The sequence below is a fragment of the Streptomyces sp. KL109B genome, from assembly GCF_030766935.1.
GTDB lineage: Bacteria > Actinomycetota > Actinomycetes > Streptomycetales > Streptomycetaceae > Streptomyces.
This window is the reverse complement of record NZ_JASERL010000016.1, coordinates 62,720-78,512: the sequence shown is the minus strand read 5'-3', so window position 1 is coordinate 78,512 and position 15,793 is coordinate 62,720. Positions and strand designations below refer to the sequence as shown.

The window sequence follows — 15,793 nt, the reverse complement described above, 5'->3', positions numbered from 1 at the left end:
CGCCACGGCCGACACGTAGCTCAACGCTTCACCAGGGGCCTGGTTACGGCTCCGTACCGCCCCTGGAGTCCTCCTTTCGGACGAGTTGACCCGGATAGCTGTTGCCCCGCCCCATGTCCCGCATTTGACTCGGACTTTGCAGATCTGTGCGGTCCGGTGCGCGAGATGGAGGATGCGGATGCTGTCGGCCAAGAGTCTGTTCCAGGAGATCATCGACAACGACGAGTCGTTCCGGCTGTTCTGCTCCATCGCGGCCAGCGGCGAGGCGCAGGGCGGCTGGGAGAACGGGCGGATCGCCGCGCTGGTCCCCGAGAGCCAGCGCGCCCTCGCCCCCAAGATCACGCGGCACGGCGCCGACGAGGACAAGCACGGGCGGATCTTCCACGCGCTCCTGAAGAAGCGCGGCCTGGAGCCGGTGCCCGTCCCCGACGAGGCCGACTACACGATGCTCCTGGAGCACCACGGCATCGGGCTTGCGCACGAACGGCTGCGGCGCGACGAGCGGCTCTCCGTGCAGGACGTCGTCACGTACCTCGTGCACAGCCGCGTCACCGAGCAGCGGGCCTCCGAGCAGATGGTGATGCTGCGCAAGCACTTCGCCCGGCACCCGGACATCGGCCGCGCGGTCAAGATGATCTCGAACGACGAGGACAACCATCTCGCCTACTGCCACGAGGAGTTGCTGCGATTCGCGTACGCGGGGCACGGGCGGGCCATTCAGCGGATCCTGCGCGAGTGCGCGCTCGCGGAGATCGCGGTCTACCGGGACGTGAGTCTCGCCGTGATGGATCACATGGGGCGGATCCTGGGGTGGAGCAAGGCGAAGGCGGGGGTGCTCGCGGCGGGGATCCACGCGGTGTACGCGTATGAGCGGTTGGGCGGGTGGCGGCGGATGGTGTCGTTGGAGATGCCGGAGCGGCGGGACGCGCTCGGGGGGACCGCGACGACGTCGGTGGAGTTCGCGTGAGGTGTCGCGCGGCTACAGCCAGCCGCGGCGTTTGAAGAGGCGGAACAGGAGTAGTTCCAGGGCGGCCATCAGCACGATCACCGCCGGATACGACCACACCCAGTGCAGCTCCGGCATGTGGTCGAAGTTCATGCCGTAGATGCCCGCGATCATCGTGGGGACCGCGGCCATCGCCGCCCACGCGGAGATCTTCCGCATGTCGTCGTTCTGGCGGACGCTCATCTGGGCCAGGTGGGCCGACAGGATGTCCGAGACGAGGCGGTCCAGGCCGTCCACGGACTCGTTGACCCGGGTGAGGTGGTCGTTCACGTCGCGGAAGAAGGGGCGCGCCTCCTCGTGCACGAACGGCACGGCGGCCAGGCCCCAGGGGCCGACCCCGGCGAGGCGGGCCAACGGCAGCGCCAACGGGCCCGTCGCGCGGCGGAATTCGAGGATCTGGCGCTTGAAGGTGTAGATCCGCTCCGCGGTGTCGCGGGAGCCGCCGCCCTCCGGGGAGAAGACCTCCGTCTCCAGCTCCTCCAGGTCGGTCTGGAGCTCGGCCGCGACCTCCAGGTAGTGGTCCACGGTGGCGTCCGCGACCGAGTACAGGACCGCCGTGGGCCCCTGCCGCAGGAACTCCGGCTCGGCCTCCAGGCGCTGTCGTACGGCCTTCAGGGGAGCGCCCTCGCCGTGCCGCACGGTCACCACGAACGAGTCGCCCAGGAACAGCATCAGCTCGCCCGCGGACACCTTGTCGCTCTTCGGCTCGTACACGACCGGCTTGAGGACCACGAACAGCGAGTCGTCGTAGACCTCCAGCTTCGGCCGCTGGTGCGCCTTCATGGCGTCCTCCACGGCCAGCGGGTGCAGCCCGAACTCCTCGGTGACCCGGTCGAACTCCTCGTCGCTCGCCTCGTGCAGCCCGATCCACACGAACGCGTCGCCGCCCGTCGACCGTGCCTCGTCGAGGGCGTCGGAGAAGTCCGCGGGGCCCTCGATGCGGCGGCCGTCCCGGTAGATGGCGCAGTCGACGATCACGAAGCGAATTCTTCCCAGTGCCGGGCACTGCCGCACGTTGTCGTGTGCTTAGGGTGGGGCACATGCCCACGCTGATCCTTGTCCGGCACGGACGGTCCACCGCCAATACCGCGGGGGTGCTCGCCGGGTGGACGCCCGGAGTGGCGCTCGACGAGCGCGGGGCCGCGCAGGCCGCGCGGCTGCCCGAGCGGCTGTCGGGCCTGCCCCTCGCCGAGATCGTCTCCAGCCCCTTGCAGCGCTGCAAGGAGACCCTGGCGCCGCTGCTCGCCGCCCGGCCCGAGAGCACCCTGCGCACCGACGACCGGATCGGCGAGTGCGACTACGGCGACTGGTCGGGGCGCAAGCTCGCCGAGCTGTCCGACGAGCCGCTGATGCAGGTCGTGCAGCAGCACCCGACGGCCGCCGCGTTCCCCGGCGGCGAGTCGATGCGGCAGATGCAGCACCGCGCCGCAGAGGCGGTACGTGAGTGGAACGCGCGCGTGGAGAGCGAACACGGCGAGGACGCCGCCTATGTGATGTGTTCGCACGGCGACATCATCAAGTCCCTTGTGGCGGACGCCATCGGGCTGCATCTGGACCTCTTCCAACGGATCTCCGTAGAGCCGTGTTCCATCACGGCGATCCGTTACACCCGGCTTCGCCCCTTCCTCGTACGCCTCGGGGACACCGGGGACTTCGCGTCCCTGGCGCCGCGCGAGGAGTCCCAGGGCACGGACGCACCTGTCGGAGGCGGCGCGGGCGCACCGTGATCGTCGGCCGCAGTAGGGTGAAGCAGCCGTAAGCGCATTCAGTCGATCCCGATCCCATGGAGACAGGACGTGTCCCGTCAGGTGTTCCTCTACGACCCTCCGGAGCGGTTCGTGGCCGGTACGGTCGGGCTCCCCGGGCGCCGCACCTTTTTCCTGCAGGCCACCGCAGGAACCCGGGTCACCAGCGTCGCGTTGGAGAAGACCCAGGTGGCCGCGCTCGCCGAGCGCATGGACGAACTGCTCGACGAGGTCGTGCGGCGCAGCGGGGGCAACGCCCCGGTGCCCGCCGTGGCCCCCAGCGAGATCTCCGACACCGGGCCCCTGGAGGCGCCCGTGGAGGAGGAGTTCCGCGTCGGCACCATGGCCCTGGCGTGGGACGGCGACGAGCAGCGCATGATCGTCGAGGCGCAGGCCCTGGTCGAGCTGGACGCCGACTCCGAGGAGGACCTGGCGGAGGCCGAGGAGAAGCTGCTCCAGGACGAGGAGAACGGCCCGCCGATGCTCCGCGTCCGCCTCACCGGGAACCAGGCCCGCGCGTTCGCCAAGCGGGCCCTTGACGTCGTCAACGCGGGGCGCCCGCCGTGCCCGCTGTGCAGCCTGCCGCTCGACCCGGAGGGACACGTATGTCCGCGCCAGAACGGATACCGGCGCGACGCGTGAGCGACGTGCGCGACCGGGACCTACTCACCCTCGGTGAGCTGCATGTGGAAGGGCAGATCCGCGAGGCGTCGAACGCGGTGCTCGTGTGCACCGTCACGCACGGTGGCCGCGAGGCGCGGTGCGTCTACAAGCCCGTACGCGGTGAGCGTCCGCTGTGGGACTTTCCCGACGGGAACCTGGCGCGGCGCGAGGTCGCCGCGTACGAGGTCTCCGAAGCGCTCGGCTGGGGCCTGGTGCCGCCGACCGTGCTGCGCGACGGGCCGTACGGCGAGGGCATGTGCCAGCTCTGGATCGACGGGCCCGGAGAGGGCGCGGAGGGGCCCGAGCTGCTGGCTCTCGTCGACCGTGAGGAGCCGGAGGAGGGCTGGAAGGCCATCGGGTTCGCCGACGTCGGAGAGGGCCGTACGGCGCTGCTCGTGCACGCCGACGACGACCGGCTGCGGAGGCTCTCCGTGCTCGATGCCGTGATCAACAACGGGGACCGCAAGGGTGGGCATCTGCTGGTCGACGGTGACGGGCATCTGTACGGGATCGACCACGGGGTCACCTTCAACACCGAGGACAAGCTGCGGACGCTGCTGTGGGGCTGGGCGGGGGAGCCGTTGACCGAGGAGGCGACGGTGGCGTTGGAGGCGTTGCGGGCGGGGCTCGGGGAGGGGGAGCCGCTTGCGGTGCGGCTCGGTGAGCTGGTCACGGCGGTCGAGGTGGAGGCCGTACGGGGGCGCGTCGCGGATCTGTTGAAGAGTGGGCGGCACCGGGAGCCCGGTGGGGACTGGCCGGCGATTCCTTGGCCACCGGTGTAGTGCGGCCCGGGCCGGGGTTGCGGTCGCGGGGCTCTGCCCCGGACCCCGCTGCTCAATCGCCGCAGGGGCTTGAAAGACCGGGGTTCTGTCCCGGGCCTCGCTGCTTGAGCGCCGCAGGGGCCATAAACCCTTGAGCTTGATCGTGCAAGAGGGGGGCTTCGGACATTGGGAGTGGTCCGGTTCGTATCCGGAAGGGGCGTCCGGTTACGCTCGACGCATGCATGCCTGGCCCGCTTCTGAGGTCCCCGCCCTGCCCGGCAAGGGCCGCGACCTCCGGATCCACGACACCGCGACCGGTGGGCTCGTCACCCTCGACCCCGGTCCCGTCGCCCGTATCTATGTCTGCGGCATCACGCCGTACGACGCGACCCACATGGGTCACGCGGCGACCTACAACGCGTTCGACCTCGTGCAGCGCGTGTGGCTCGACACCAAGCGGCAGGTTCACTACGTCCAGAACGTGACGGACGTCGACGATCCTCTTCTTGAGCGGGCCGTGCGGGACGGTATCGAGTGGGACGGGCTCGCCGAGCGCGAGACCGCCCTGTTCCGTGAGGACATGACCGCCCTTCGGATGCTGCCGCCGCAGCACTACATAGGCGCCGTCGAGGCGATACCCGGAATCGTCCCGCTCGTCGAGCGGCTGCGTGACAGCGGCGCCGCGTACGAGCTCGAGGGCGACATCTACTTCTCCGTAGAGGCCGATCCGCACTTCGGGTCCGTCTCGAACCTCGACGCCGAGGCGATGCGGCTGCTCTCCGCCGAGCGCGGCGGCGACCCGGAGCGTCCCGGCAAGAAGAATCCGCTCGACCCGATGCTGTGGATGGCCGCACGGGAAGGTGAGCCCAGCTGGGACGGCGGCTCGCTCGGACAGGGGCGGCCCGGCTGGCACATCGAGTGTGTCGCCATTGCCCTGGACCACCTCGGGATGGGTTTTGACGTGCAGGGCGGGGGGTCCGATCTCGCCTTTCCGCACCACGAGATGGGCGCCTCGCACGCGCAGGCGCTCACCGGCGAGTTCCCGATGGCCAAGGCGTACGTGCACGCCGGCATGGTCGGGCTCGACGGCGAGAAGATGTCCAAATCCAAGGGCAACCTCGTGTTCGTGTCGAAGCTGCGGCGCGACGGGGTCGACCCGGCCGCCATCCGGCTCGCGCTCCTCGCGCACCACTACCGCTCCGACTGGGAGTGGACCGACCAGGTGCTCGCCGACGCCGTGGCCCGCCTGGAGCGCTGGCGCGCCGCCGTCTCCCGGCCCGACGGGCTGCCCGCGGAGGCGCTCGTCGAGGAGATCCGCGAGGCGCTCGCGGGCGACCTGGACTCGCCCGCCGCGCTGACCGCCGTCGACCGCTGGGCCGAGGCCCAGTCCGCCGGTGGCGGCACGGACGAGGGCGCCCCCGGCGTCGTATCGCGTGCTGTGGACGCCCTGTTGGGCGTGGCGCTGTAGTCGGCCGAACAACAACCACCAAGAGGGCGCCTCCCCGTGAACCGGGGAGGCGCCCCTTCCGTTCCGCGGCCGCGTATCAGACGCGCTGCACCCGGACGCTCCGAAGGATGCTCGGTGACCCCGAGTCCCAGATGCCGACGACCTGGTGGCCGAAGGCGAAGGCCTCCTGGATCTCGTCGTGCGCCTGCGGGGTCGGGTTGTTGAGGACGCGGAACGTGTTGTTGATGCGCAGGAAGATCTGCTCCGGCTGGCCCGGCAGCGGCTGCACGACGTCGATGTAGGCGTCCGCGATGCCGGCGGCCAGGGCCTGCTGCTGCACCTGCTGGAGGGACTGCTGGATCGCGGACAGCTGGACCTGCTGCAGCATCTGTTGCGCCTGCTGCTCCATCTGCTGCGCCTGCTGGTCCTGTTGCTGCCCGTACTGCTGGCTGTAGCCGGACTGCTGCCCGGACTGCTGGCCGTACGACTGCTGCCCGCCGAGCTGCTGGAGCAGCTGCTGGTACGGCTGTTGCTGGCCGAGCTGCTGGAGCTGTTGCTGGAGCTGCTGTTGGCCGTAGGGCTGTGAGCCGTACGACTGTGAGCCGTACGACTGCGGGCCGTACGACTGCGGGCTCATGCCCTGTTGTTGCTGGTAGGGCGAGGTGCTCGGGAACTGCTGCTGGCCCATCTGGGGGGTGATGCTCATGCGGGTGCCACCTTCCATGAATGGTTGGTCGCGTTCGATGGTTGGGTGCGTTGCCTCAGCCCGTGACGACCAGGCCGACGACCTCGTCGTCCGAGAACCACACACGTACGTCGGGCCGTCCCCCCGCGAAGGCGGCGTGCACCGCCTGCCGGGTCTCGGGGGACGGGTTGTTCAGGTTGCGCCAGGAGCCCGCCACGAACAGGCGCAGGCGGGGCGGGAGTTCGGGCGGGTAGGGGATCAGCTCGTCCCAGTAGCGCTCGGCCTGGCCCGAACCGACCGTCGAGGGCAGGAGGTTGGTGACCGCGCCCTTGATGTCGGGCCGGTTGCCGATGCGTTGGGAGGCGGGCCGCCCCGGGGCGTCCTGCTGCGGGGTGCCGGTCACCCGCAGGACCTCGCGGGCCCGCCGCGACGTCATCGGGCGCTGACCGCCTGCCTTCAACATGCCCTGGAGGGCGGTCAGCGCGCCGACGACCACCGGGGAGGCGGACGAGGTGCCGGAGAAGGTGTCCGTGTACCAGGCGATCTCCTCGGCGCCGCCCTGCAGATCGCCGGGCCGGTCCCAGAAGCCGCCGGTGGTCGTGACCTCGCGGCCCCAGCCCTGCGCGTCCACGCGCGCCCCGTAGTTGGAGAACGCCAGGCGCGAGCGGTCCGGGCCGTGGTCGCGGCCGTGCGTGCCCGGAGGCGGGGCGCCCGCGCCGACGAGGACCGCGTCCGATGAGCGGTTCGACGGGTTGAACGGGTTGTGCCACCACGCCGGGAACGAGTCGGGCCGCCGCTCGTACACCGCGTCGTCCAGGGACTCCGCGCCGTTGCCCGCCGCGCCCACGACCACGACGCCCTTCGCCGTCGCGTACTTGATCGCCGCGAAGTCGTCGGGCCACCACTCAAGGGCGATGTAGCCGCGCTGGTCGTCGCGCGGCTCGAAGTCGAACCGCGGCCCGGGGCGGTGCAGTTCGATCAGGATCACGTCGCCCGCGCCCAGGCGCTCGGCCGCCGCGTGGATCGCCGCCGCCGTGCCCACACCCTGGAAGGACGCCGCCGCGGTCACCGCCTCCGGCGCGATGCCGGTGACCCCGCGTTCGTTGCGATCGCCGCCGATCACCCCGAGGACCGCCGTGCCGTGGTTGCGCCACGCCACGTCGGAGATCGGCGTGCCGACCACGATGCCCGCGAGCTTCGCCGACAGGTCCTCGTGCCCCAACTGCCAGGCGCCTTCCACGTCGATGACGGTGACGCCCTCGCCGCTGCCGCCGAGCCGCCGCCACGCCCACTGCGCGTCGATGCCGGCGGGCGCGGGCCCCAAGTAGCCCTGGCGGCCCGTGTAGTCGGGCGTCGCGGCCGTCTTCTCCTTCAGCCGCCGCGCCTCCTCGAAGTCCTCCGGCGACGACGCGGACGACGAGGCGCGCGCCGCGGGCACCGCGCCCGGCTTCACGTACGCCGTGTCGATCTCCGGAAGCGCCGCGATCCGCGCACGCAGCTCCTGCGCCCGCTCCGCGCCGCCGCGCACCCGGTAGAACAGCGCCAGGTCGGGCACGTCGGCCCCGGGCGCCTCGTCCGCGCCCTGGACCCGGTCCTCGCCGCCGAACAGCGGTTCAAGCGCGAGCTGTTCGTCCCCGAGGAACATGTTCAGCGCCGATACGTCGGCGCCGGCGGCGGAGCGTACGCCGTCCGCCCGGACCCGAAGTCGGGCCTCGGGGCGCGCCACGACGATCAGTTCCTCTTCCGCCCCGCGATAGGTGAAACCGGATCCGTCCGGTCCAGGACCCGCCGCTCCCGGACCCTGCGCCGGGCTCGCGTGCTGGTCGGTCATCGGTCCACAGCTCCCCTCGCCACATCTGGTCGTACGGGTCGTCTGCTTGTGCCGTGTCGTGCGGTGTCGTGCCGTGTCGTGTTGTGGTGTTGTGCCGTGTTTCTCAGCGGCTCGTCGGGGCTCACCCTGCTACGCGGACGCCCGTCCGTCCACCCCTCCTCTCCCAACTACGTTTCAAATCCAGTTGAGTTGGGAAACCCCTGCAATCTGTCCGGAAACAGATGTCACGTGGCAAACCGGCCAATCGCTGCGGGCGGGCGTCGTATGTGTGGTGTTATATCGGCGTCATTCGACCCGAAGGCCGGGCGGCGCTCCTGCCGCGCCGGCCCCTGCGGAAGGACGCTCCATTGCACCGTTCCTTCGCACGTAGACGATTCCTGGCCGCCGGCGCCGCGGGCGCGGTGGCCGTCACCGGTCTCGCGGGCGGCACCGCCCACGCGGCCGATTCCCGTGCGGCGGGCGCCGGTTGGCCCCGCCGCTTCTTCCTGCCCGACGGATTCCAGCCCGAGGGCATCGCCATCGGCGCCGCCCCGTACGCGTACTTCGGCTCGCTCGCGGGCGGCGACGTGTACCGCGCCTCGTTCGCCACCGGGCGCGGCACGCTCCTGTCCACCGGGCTCGGCGCGGCGCACCCGACGGCCGGGCTCAAGATCAACGACTATGGCCGGCTCTATCTGGCGGGCGCCACCAGCCGCGAGATCCGGATCGCTTCGGCGCGCGACGGCCGGATCGAGCGGACGTACGTCGTCGGCTCCGAGGGCACGATGGTGAACGACGTGGTGCTCACGCCGGGCACCGCCTGGTTCACCGACTCGTACAAGGCGCAGCTCTACGGCGTCGCGCTCGGGCGGCGCGGCGAGCCGGGCAAGCAGTGGACGCTGCCGCTCAAGGGGGACTGGGAGCAGGGCCCCGACTTCACGGCCAACGGCATCGAGCGCACGCCGGACGGCCGCGCGCTCATCGTCGTCAACACCGTCGCAGGGGGCGGCAGCCTGATGCGCGTCGACCCGCGCACGGGCGTCGCGCGCGCCCTCGACCTCGGCGGCGCGACGGTGCCGAACGGCGACGGGCTGCTGCTCATCGGCCGTCTGCTGTACGTCGTCCAGCAGTGGCAGAACGTCGTGGACGTCTTCCGGATCGACGCGGCGGGCACGCGTGGTGCGGCGGTGGCCCGGATCACCGACCCGCTGTTCCGGATCCCGACGACGGCCGCGGCCTGGGACGGGCGGCTGTATCTGCCGAACGCCCGCTTCGACGTGGAGGTGCCGACGCCGGACACGGAGTACGACGTGATCGCCGTCGATCAGGTGTGACGTCGGACGTGACACCGGACATGACACCGGACGTGACGCCGGATGTGGAATGAGGAGCGGGCCGGGACCAGTCCAGTGGTCCCGGCCCGCTGCCGTCATCCGTCGTGCGGCGTGGTCATTCGTCGCCGTCGTCGCTGTCCGGGCGCGGCGGCTTCGGCGGCCTGGTCCGGCCGCTCGGGTTGTCGCGCAGGTGCGAGGAGCCGTCGCCGCCGTCCGTGGCGTGGCCGCCGGGACCGGCGCCCGGGTCGCGGCGCCGCAGATAGCGCTCGAACTCCCGGGCGATGGCCTCTCCGGAGGCCTCCGGGAGCTCCGCGGTGTCGCGGGCCTCCTCCAGGGACTGCACGTACTCGGCGACCTCGCTGTCCTCCGCCGCCAGCTGGTCCACGCCCAACTGCCAGGCCCGCGCGTCCTCCGCCAGGTCGCCCAGCGGGATCCGCAGGTCGATCAGGTCCTCCAACCGGTTGAGGAGGGCCAGCGTCGCCTTCGGGTTCGGCGGCTGCGACACGTAGTGCGGGACGGCCGCCCACAGCGAGACCGCCGGGACGCCCGCGTGCGTGCAGGCCTCCTGGAGGATGCCGACGATGCCCGTCGGCCCCTCGTACTTGGTCTCCTCCAGGTCCATCCGCGTCGCCAGGTCCGCATCGGAGGTGACGCCGCTGACCGGCACAGGCCGGGTGTGCGGGGTGTCGCCGAGCAGCGCGCCGAGCACGACGACGAGCTCGACGCCCAACTCGTGCGCGAAGCCGAGCAGTTCGTTGCAGAACGAGCGCCAGCGCATGGACGGCTCGATGCCCCGGACCAGCACCAGGTCGCGCGGCTTGTCCCCGCCGATCCTGATCACCGAGAGCCGGGTCGTCGGCCATGTGATCTTTCGCACGCCGCCTTCCACGAAGACGGTCGGCCGGTTGACCTGGAAGTCGTAGTAGTCCTCGGCGTCGAGCGCCGCGAACACCTGGCCCTTCCACTCCTTGTCGAGATGCGCGACCGCGGTGGAGGCGGCGTCGCCGGCATCGTTCCAGCCCTCGAACGCGGCCACCATGACCGGGTCGACCAGCTCGGGAACCCCCTCGAGCTCGATCACCCAGCGCCTCCTTCCGACGTGCCCTCGCGTACCTGCCCACCTTACGGCGTGCACGGGGGCTCCCCGCAGCCCCCTTACGGGCGCGGACTGCCCCCAACACTGCCCCGTGCCGGAGTGGTCCACTCCACCGACGGGGCGGCGGGTGCCGGGGCCACGGGCCGCACCAGCAGCCACACCCCGCACACCAGGGTCAGCGCCTGCGCCCCGGCGAGGAGGCTGAAACCGGCGCCGAAGCCGTGGCCGCCGCTCGCCGCGATGGCCACGCCCATGAGGGTGGGCATGAACGCCGAGACGAGGTTGCCGACCCCGTTCACGACGCCGTACGCGCTGCCGACGAAGTGGGCGGGCGCGCAGTGCTGGACGAGCGTGGGGATCGCCGGACCCTGCAGGCCCCAGAAACCGCCCGCGAGGATCAGCCCGGTGGCCGCGAGCCCGTCGCTCTCCGCGCCCGCGACCAGCAGCACGCAGACCGCCGTGCCCGCCGAACCCACCACGAACGGCAGCGCGAGCAGCCGCCGAGGCAGCCGGTCGAGCAGCAGCCCGCCGAGGAACCCGGACACCAGCGACATCAGGAACGGCAGCGCGGAGACGAACCCCATCGCCCCGATCGAGAAGTGCCGCTCGCGCAGCAGGTACGAGGGCAGCCAGGCGCTCGACCCCCACAGGTACGCGAGCGTGGCGATCTCGACGACCAGGATGGGCGCCAGCCGGGGCATCCGCAGCGCGCCCTTCAGCGTCGCCCCGAAGCCCGGCCGCTCGGCGGCTGCGCGCACCCCACGGCCCCGTACGAACAGCAGGATCAGCGGCAGCCCGATCACCGCGTTCAGGGCGGCGAGGGCGAGGAACGAGGTGTGCCAGTCGAAGCGGTAGACGAGGTACGTGATCAGGGGCAGGCCCGCGGCCGTGCCGAGCGACACCCCCATCGAGCTGACCGCGTTCGGGCGGCCCGCCTCGTGCGGCGCGAAGTGCTCGCGCACGTACATCGTCTTCAGCGAGAACAGCGGGCCCTCGGCCGCGCCGAGCAGGGCGCGCAGCGCGGTCAGGGTGAGCGCGCCGAGCGCGTAGGGGGACAGCAGCGTCATCAGCGACCAGAGGGCGACGCTGACGACGAGCCCGCGGCGCACCCCGAGCGACGTCTCGTAGAACGGGGTGAGCACGAACGCCGCGATGCCGTACCCGATGAGGAACACGGTCGACAGGGCGCCCTGCGCCGTCGGGTCGCCGGTGATGCCGAAGTGGTCGGTGAACGCCTTGTCCGTGATGAGGACGGAGACGTTCACCCGGTCCACGTAAGAGATCAGGACGATGACCAGGAGGCTGACGACGCCCGCCCAGCGGGCCCGGGTGCTCATGCGCCGGCGGCCTGCTTCTCGGTCGACTGCTTCTCGGTCGCCTGCTTCTCCGCCTCGCCGCGGTACATGCGGCGGAGGCGGACCACGCCGAGGTCGTGCTGGTAGAGGTTCTCCCGCTGGTCGGCGTCGGAAGGCATGGCCTCCAGCATTTCGCGGTCCTGCTCCAGGACGGCCCAGTGCCGCTTCTCGATGAGCGTCTTGTAGAGGAAACGCCAGGTATCGCGCTGCCAGTCCTGGACCTTGCGGTAGCGCCAGAAGAAGACGGCGCAGCGGCCCTCGTCGACCGGGCGGACCATGCCGACGATGCCGAACGGGCCGCCGGGGCCCGCGGACGGCGGGTACGGGATCGACAGGTCGACCCAGTCCACGCCCGTCCGGCACAGCTCGACCCAGTCGAAGTTCACGCCCCGCTGGTCGGTCTTCTCGAAGAAGTAGCCGCGGTCGGTCTCCCGGATGCGGAACTTGGCGGTGGTGTCGCCGTCGAACATCGTGTGCGAGTCGTGGTGCAGGAACTGGCCGTGCATCGGGTCGAGCAGGTTCTCGACGCCGTAGCGCCACGGCACGTCCCACTCGGCGTAGCACAGGAACGCGTCGGTGTCCGGGTCGGTCAGATGCTCGGGGAGCGTCAACTCGGCCGGTTCCGGGTGCTGTTCGTCACCGAAGTACGCGAGGACGGCGCCGGCCACCTCGCGCACGGGCAGCGACTGGACGAGCTTCTTGCCCTCCAGGTTGCAGCCGGGCAGACCGGGAACGGAGGACACGGTGCCGTCGGTCTCGATCTCGACTCCGTGGTACCAGCAGGCCACTCTGTCGCCCAGGTGTTTTCCGAGCGAGAGCGGGGCGCCGCGGTGCGGGCAGCGGTCGGCGAGCATGCTCAGGGTGCCGTCGGAGCGGCGGAAAAGCAGCCACTGCTCGCCGAGGACGGTCACCTTGCGCATGGCGCCGGGCGCGACGAAGGAGGACGGGACGACCGGGTGCCACTGATTGCGCAGGCCGGTCGCGTAGATCTTGTCGGCGGTCAGAGCCATGGTGGGGTCACGCTCCCAGTCGGTGCATCTCGGCGCGGAAGGATTCCTCGGTCCACGGCTGCCCGTCGGGGGCGTGGACCTGACGGGCGTTCAACCCGGTGACGACGTCGGCCAGTTCGTGACCGACCTTGGTGAAGACCTCTTCGAGCGTGGCCGCGAGCTTGTACTCGTAGGGGCTCGGCTCGTGGGTGCGGGACTGGTGGATCTCCAGGTACGGCCAGTCCGTGGGGGTCGCGGTGCCAGGCATGGCGTGTCTCCTTACAGGTCGAGTACGAGGCGGGAGCCGGCCGCGCAGCGCGAGACGCAGATCATCATCGAGGCGCTCGCGGCGTGCTCGGCTTCCGACAGGAGGAAGTCGCGGTGGTCGGGGGCGCCTTCGAGGACGCGGGTCTCGCAGGAGCCGCAGATGCCGTCGCGGCAGGAGCTGGCGACGTCGATGCCCGCGGACTCGGCGGCCTCCAGGATCGAGGTGTCGGCGCCGACGGTGAGGGTCTGCCCGGACGTGCGGCACTCGACCTCGAACTCGCCGTCGTCCGCCTTTCGTTCAACGGCTGGTGCCGCGAACCGCTCCAGGCGCAGACGGTCGCCGGGGCAGCGCTCCTCGATCGCGGCGAGCAGCGGCTCGGGGCCGCAGCAGTAGACGAGGGTGCCTTCGGGAAGGTCCGAGAGCGTCGCGTCCAGGTCGATGTGCCCCCGCTCGTCCTGCGGTACGAGGGTCAAGTCCCCGCCGAGCGCGGCCAGTTCATCGGTGAAGGCCATCGAGGCCCGGCCCCGGCCGCCGTACACCATCCGCCAGTCGGCGCCGCGCCGCGCGGCCTCCCGCGCCATCGCGAGGATCGGCGTGACACCGATGCCGCCCGCGACGAACACGTACGCCGGGGCGTCCTCCAGGGCGAAGTGGTTGCGCGGCTCGGAGACGGTGACGGTCTGGCCGGGGCGCAGCTTGGTGTGGACGTGGCGCGAACCGCCGCGCGAGGACGGCTCGTTGAGGACACCGATGCGGTACGTGCCGCAGTCGGCCGGGTCGCCGCACAGGCTGTACTGGCGGATCTGGCCGCCGACGTGCACGTCGAGGTGGGCGCCCGGCTCCCAGGCGGGGAGCGGCTTGCCGTCGGGGTGTGTCAGCTCGACGGACAGGACACCTTCGGCCTCCCAGGTCATCCGCCGGACCAGCAGGTCCAGGTGACGCTCTTCAGTCATGGCGGTGGCCTCCTTACGCGCCGGGGATCTTCACGGGCGGGGTGAACGGGTTCTTCATCGGGCCGAGCGCGGCCAGGTCGACCTCGACGAGCGTCGGCCCGTCCGAGCCGACGGCCTGCTCGATCACCGGGCGGGCGTGCTCGGCGTCCGAGATCCGCAGATACGGCAACCCGCAGGCACGGGCGAGGAGTTCGAAGTCGGGCGTGGCGAGGTCGACGCCGGAGCGGCGCTCGCTGTAGCGGTCCTGCATGTTGCGGAGCACGCCGTAGCCGCCGTCGTTGAAGACCAGGACGGTGAGGCGCGGCCGCTCCTGGGCGACGGTGAGCAGTTCGCCGAGGTGCACGGCGAGTCCGCCGTCGCCCGCGATGACCACGCTGGGCCGCTCGGGGGCCGCGAGCGCGGCGCCGATGCCCATGCCGAGGCCCTGCCCGATGCCGCCGCCGCGCGGGAACACGTTGGAGCGCGGGTCGTACATCTCCAGGAGCCGGTTGCCCCAGCTGCTGGACGGGATCGTGACGTCACGCGCCACGACGGCGTCACGCGGCAGGGCGGCGCGCAGGGCGTCACAAATGGCCGCCTGCGGGCCGATGTTGTCGTGGAGGGTGGCGCGGACCTCTTCGCGTACGTCCTTGACCCGGGCCGTCCACGAAGGCTCGGCGGCGCGTGCGTGGGGGAGGAGCGCGGTCAGGGCGTCGGCGGCGTCGGCGTGCAGGGTGTGCGCGGCGGGGTAGACGCGGCCGAGGGCGGCGGCATCGACGTCGATCTGGATGTGCCGTTCGGCGCCGGGGAGCTTCAGCCCGTAGTCGGCGGTCTCGTTGGACCGGAAGTGGGTGCCGATGGTCAGCAGCACATCCGCGTCCGCGAGCAGCGCGCGCCCGGCGGGCGTGGTGGCGAAGTTGCCGATGACCTGCGGGTGGTCCTCGGGGACGCTGCCGCGACCGGAGTTGGAGGTGAGCAGACCGGCGCCGGTCGCCTCGACGAGCGCGGTCAGCTCGGCGCCGGCGCGGGTGGCGCCGCCGCCGGCCCAGATGAGAGGGCGCTCGGCGGACGCCAACAGTGCGGCGGCGGTGGCGAGTTGGTTCGCGTCCACGGAGGGCTTCCCGGCATCCGTGGTCTCCCGGGTGGCGTCCGTCTGCGCCGCGTACTGCAGGTCGATCGGCCACTCCACGCTGGCCGGGCCGCCGGGCGAGGCGAGCGCGGCGCGGGCGGCGGCACGGAGGGTGGCGCCCGCCTCCTCGGTGGACCGCACGGTCGCGGCGTACGCGGAGACGGCGTCCAGCATGCCGAGCTGGTCCTTCGTCTCGTGGATGAACCCGCGCCCGCTGCCCAGGAATTCGGCCTCGACCTGACCGGTGACGTGCAGTACGGAGGTGCCGGAGGCCAGCGCCTCGATGAGCGAACCGGCGGCGTTGCCCGCGCCGGTGCCGGTGGAGGTGAGCGCGCAGCCGATGGTGCCGCGGGCGCGGCCGTACGCGTCGGCGGCGTTGACGGCGCTCGCCTCGTGCCGCACCGGTACGAAGCGCAGCTCCCGGTCGACGGCCTCGACCAGCGGCAGGTTGTGCACGGAGACGATGCCGAAGACGGTGTCGACGCCGAGTTCCTTCAGGACGGCGACGAGGAGGTCACCGCCGTTGGCGTACGTCGTATATGACGTATCAGACATGCGATCTGACATGCGATC

The 15,793-nt window shown here is 71.5% G+C and carries 15 protein-coding genes; 6 read left to right on the top strand and 9 right to left on the bottom strand.

The window, feature by feature from the left end; genetic code table 11:
- Window positions 1–178 precede the first annotated feature (178 nt).
- Window positions 179–967: a ferritin-like domain-containing protein gene (locus RBJ65_RS37635; protein WP_306319282.1), complete on the top strand. Its 789-nt coding sequence runs from the start codon at window positions 179–181 to the stop codon at window positions 965–967.
- Window positions 968–979: 12 nt separating this feature from the next.
- Here the strand turns inward: RBJ65_RS37635 and corA are convergent, their stop codons facing one another.
- On the bottom strand, window positions 980–1,984 hold the full coding sequence (gene corA, locus RBJ65_RS37630; RefSeq protein WP_306319281.1) for a magnesium/cobalt transporter CorA: 1,005 nt from the start codon (window positions 1,982–1,984) through the stop codon (window positions 980–982).
- A gap of 62 nt (window positions 1,985–2,046) precedes the next feature.
- Between corA and RBJ65_RS37625 the strand changes: the two genes are divergently transcribed.
- From RBJ65_RS37625 to mshC, 4 genes are all read left to right on the top strand, one after another.
- Window positions 2,047–2,733, top strand: a complete 687-nt coding sequence (locus RBJ65_RS37625; RefSeq protein ID WP_306319280.1) for a histidine phosphatase family protein — start codon at window positions 2,047–2,049, stop codon at window positions 2,731–2,733.
- Between the two features lie 69 nt (window positions 2,734–2,802).
- The gene (locus tag RBJ65_RS37620) at window positions 2,803–3,393 is read left to right on the top strand and encodes a DUF3090 domain-containing protein (RefSeq protein WP_306319279.1); all 591 of its coding nucleotides are present in this window, start codon (window positions 2,803–2,805) and stop codon (window positions 3,391–3,393) included.
- On the top strand, window positions 3,357–4,196 hold the full coding sequence (locus RBJ65_RS37615) for an SCO1664 family protein (RefSeq protein ID WP_306319278.1): 840 nt from the start codon (window positions 3,357–3,359) through the stop codon (window positions 4,194–4,196). Before RBJ65_RS37620 ends, RBJ65_RS37615 begins: the two co-directional genes overlap by 37 nt.
- A gap of 217 nt (window positions 4,197–4,413) precedes the next feature.
- Window positions 4,414–5,643, top strand: a complete 1,230-nt coding sequence (gene mshC, locus RBJ65_RS37610; protein ID WP_306319277.1) for a cysteine--1-D-myo-inosityl 2-amino-2-deoxy-alpha-D-glucopyranoside ligase — start codon at window positions 4,414–4,416, stop codon at window positions 5,641–5,643.
- Between the two features lie 76 nt (window positions 5,644–5,719).
- Here mshC and RBJ65_RS37605 read toward each other — a convergent pair whose 3' ends face one another.
- Window positions 5,720–6,328, bottom strand: a complete 609-nt coding sequence (locus RBJ65_RS37605) for a hypothetical protein (RefSeq protein WP_306319276.1) — start codon at window positions 6,326–6,328, stop codon at window positions 5,720–5,722.
- 55 nt (window positions 6,329–6,383) lie between these two features.
- Window positions 6,384–8,138 carry a S8 family peptidase gene (locus RBJ65_RS37600; RefSeq protein WP_306319275.1) on the bottom strand — a complete coding sequence of 585 codons (1,755 nt, stop codon included), beginning with the start codon at window positions 8,136–8,138 and terminating at the stop codon, window positions 6,384–6,386.
- A gap of 347 nt (window positions 8,139–8,485) precedes the next feature.
- On the opposite strand from RBJ65_RS37600, the gene RBJ65_RS37595 reads away from it, so the two are divergent.
- Window positions 8,486–9,451, top strand: coding sequence for a superoxide dismutase (locus tag RBJ65_RS37595; RefSeq protein ID WP_306319274.1), 966 nt, complete (start codon window positions 8,486–8,488; stop codon window positions 9,449–9,451).
- 115 nt (window positions 9,452–9,566) lie between these two features.
- Here RBJ65_RS37595 and RBJ65_RS37590 read toward each other — a convergent pair whose 3' ends face one another.
- From RBJ65_RS37590 to RBJ65_RS37565, 6 genes are all read right to left on the bottom strand, one after another.
- Window positions 9,567–10,532 carry a PAC2 family protein gene (locus RBJ65_RS37590; RefSeq protein WP_306319273.1) on the bottom strand — a complete coding sequence of 322 codons (966 nt, stop codon included), beginning with the start codon at window positions 10,530–10,532 and terminating at the stop codon, window positions 9,567–9,569.
- Window positions 10,533–10,606: 74 nt separating this feature from the next.
- Window positions 10,607–11,884 carry an MFS transporter gene (locus RBJ65_RS37585; RefSeq protein ID WP_306319272.1) on the bottom strand — a complete coding sequence of 426 codons (1,278 nt, stop codon included), beginning with the start codon at window positions 11,882–11,884 and terminating at the stop codon, window positions 10,607–10,609.
- Window positions 11,881–12,912 carry an aromatic ring-hydroxylating dioxygenase subunit alpha gene (locus RBJ65_RS37580; RefSeq protein WP_306319271.1) on the bottom strand — a complete coding sequence of 344 codons (1,032 nt, stop codon included), beginning with the start codon at window positions 12,910–12,912 and terminating at the stop codon, window positions 11,881–11,883. The genes RBJ65_RS37585 and RBJ65_RS37580 overlap by 4 nt, the downstream gene beginning before the upstream one ends.
- Before the next feature lie 7 nt (window positions 12,913–12,919).
- Complete coding sequence (locus tag RBJ65_RS37575) at window positions 12,920–13,159, bottom strand: recombinase-like helix-turn-helix domain-containing protein (protein WP_306319270.1); 240 nt, start codon at window positions 13,157–13,159, stop codon at window positions 12,920–12,922.
- An 11-nt stretch (window positions 13,160–13,170) separates the two neighbouring features.
- On the bottom strand, window positions 13,171–14,112 hold the full coding sequence (locus RBJ65_RS37570) for a PDR/VanB family oxidoreductase (protein ID WP_306319269.1): 942 nt from the start codon (window positions 14,110–14,112) through the stop codon (window positions 13,171–13,173).
- Between the two features lie 13 nt (window positions 14,113–14,125).
- Window positions 14,126–15,775 carry a thiamine pyrophosphate-binding protein gene (locus RBJ65_RS37565; protein WP_306319268.1) on the bottom strand — a complete coding sequence of 550 codons (1,650 nt, stop codon included), beginning with the start codon at window positions 15,773–15,775 and terminating at the stop codon, window positions 14,126–14,128.
- Window positions 15,776–15,793 lie beyond the last annotated feature (18 nt).

What these genes read in the sequence shown, in the direction of transcription:
- RBJ65_RS37635 (WP_306319282.1), top strand. Translation starts at nt 179, where the DNA reads ATGCTGTCGGCCAAGAGTCTGTTCCAGGAGATCATCGACAACGACGAG.
- RBJ65_RS37625 (WP_306319280.1), top strand. Translation starts at nt 2,047, where the DNA reads ATGCCCACGCTGATCCTTGTCCGGCACGGACGGTCCACCGCCAATACC.
- RBJ65_RS37615 (WP_306319278.1), top strand. Translation starts at nt 3,357, where the DNA reads ATGTCCGCGCCAGAACGGATACCGGCGCGACGCGTGAGCGACGTGCGC.
- mshC (WP_306319277.1), top strand. Translation starts at nt 4,414, where the DNA reads ATGCATGCCTGGCCCGCTTCTGAGGTCCCCGCCCTGCCCGGCAAGGGC.
- RBJ65_RS37605 (WP_306319276.1), bottom strand. Translation starts at nt 6,328, where the DNA reads ATGAGCATCACCCCCCAGATGGGCCAGCAGCAGTTCCCGAGCACCTCG.
- RBJ65_RS37600 (WP_306319275.1), bottom strand. Translation starts at nt 8,138, where the DNA reads ATGACCGACCAGCACGCGAGCCCGGCGCAGGGTCCGGGAGCGGCGGGT.
- RBJ65_RS37585 (WP_306319272.1), bottom strand. Translation starts at nt 11,884, where the DNA reads ATGAGCACCCGGGCCCGCTGGGCGGGCGTCGTCAGCCTCCTGGTCATC.
- RBJ65_RS37580 (WP_306319271.1), bottom strand. Translation starts at nt 12,912, where the DNA reads ATGGCTCTGACCGCCGACAAGATCTACGCGACCGGCCTGCGCAATCAG.
- RBJ65_RS37575 (WP_306319270.1), bottom strand. Translation starts at nt 13,159, where the DNA reads ATGCCTGGCACCGCGACCCCCACGGACTGGCCGTACCTGGAGATCCAC.
- RBJ65_RS37570 (WP_306319269.1), bottom strand. Translation starts at nt 14,112, where the DNA reads ATGACTGAAGAGCGTCACCTGGACCTGCTGGTCCGGCGGATGACCTGG.
- RBJ65_RS37565 (WP_306319268.1), bottom strand. Translation starts at nt 15,775, where the DNA reads ATGTCTGATACGTCATATACGACGTACGCCAACGGCGGTGACCTCCTC.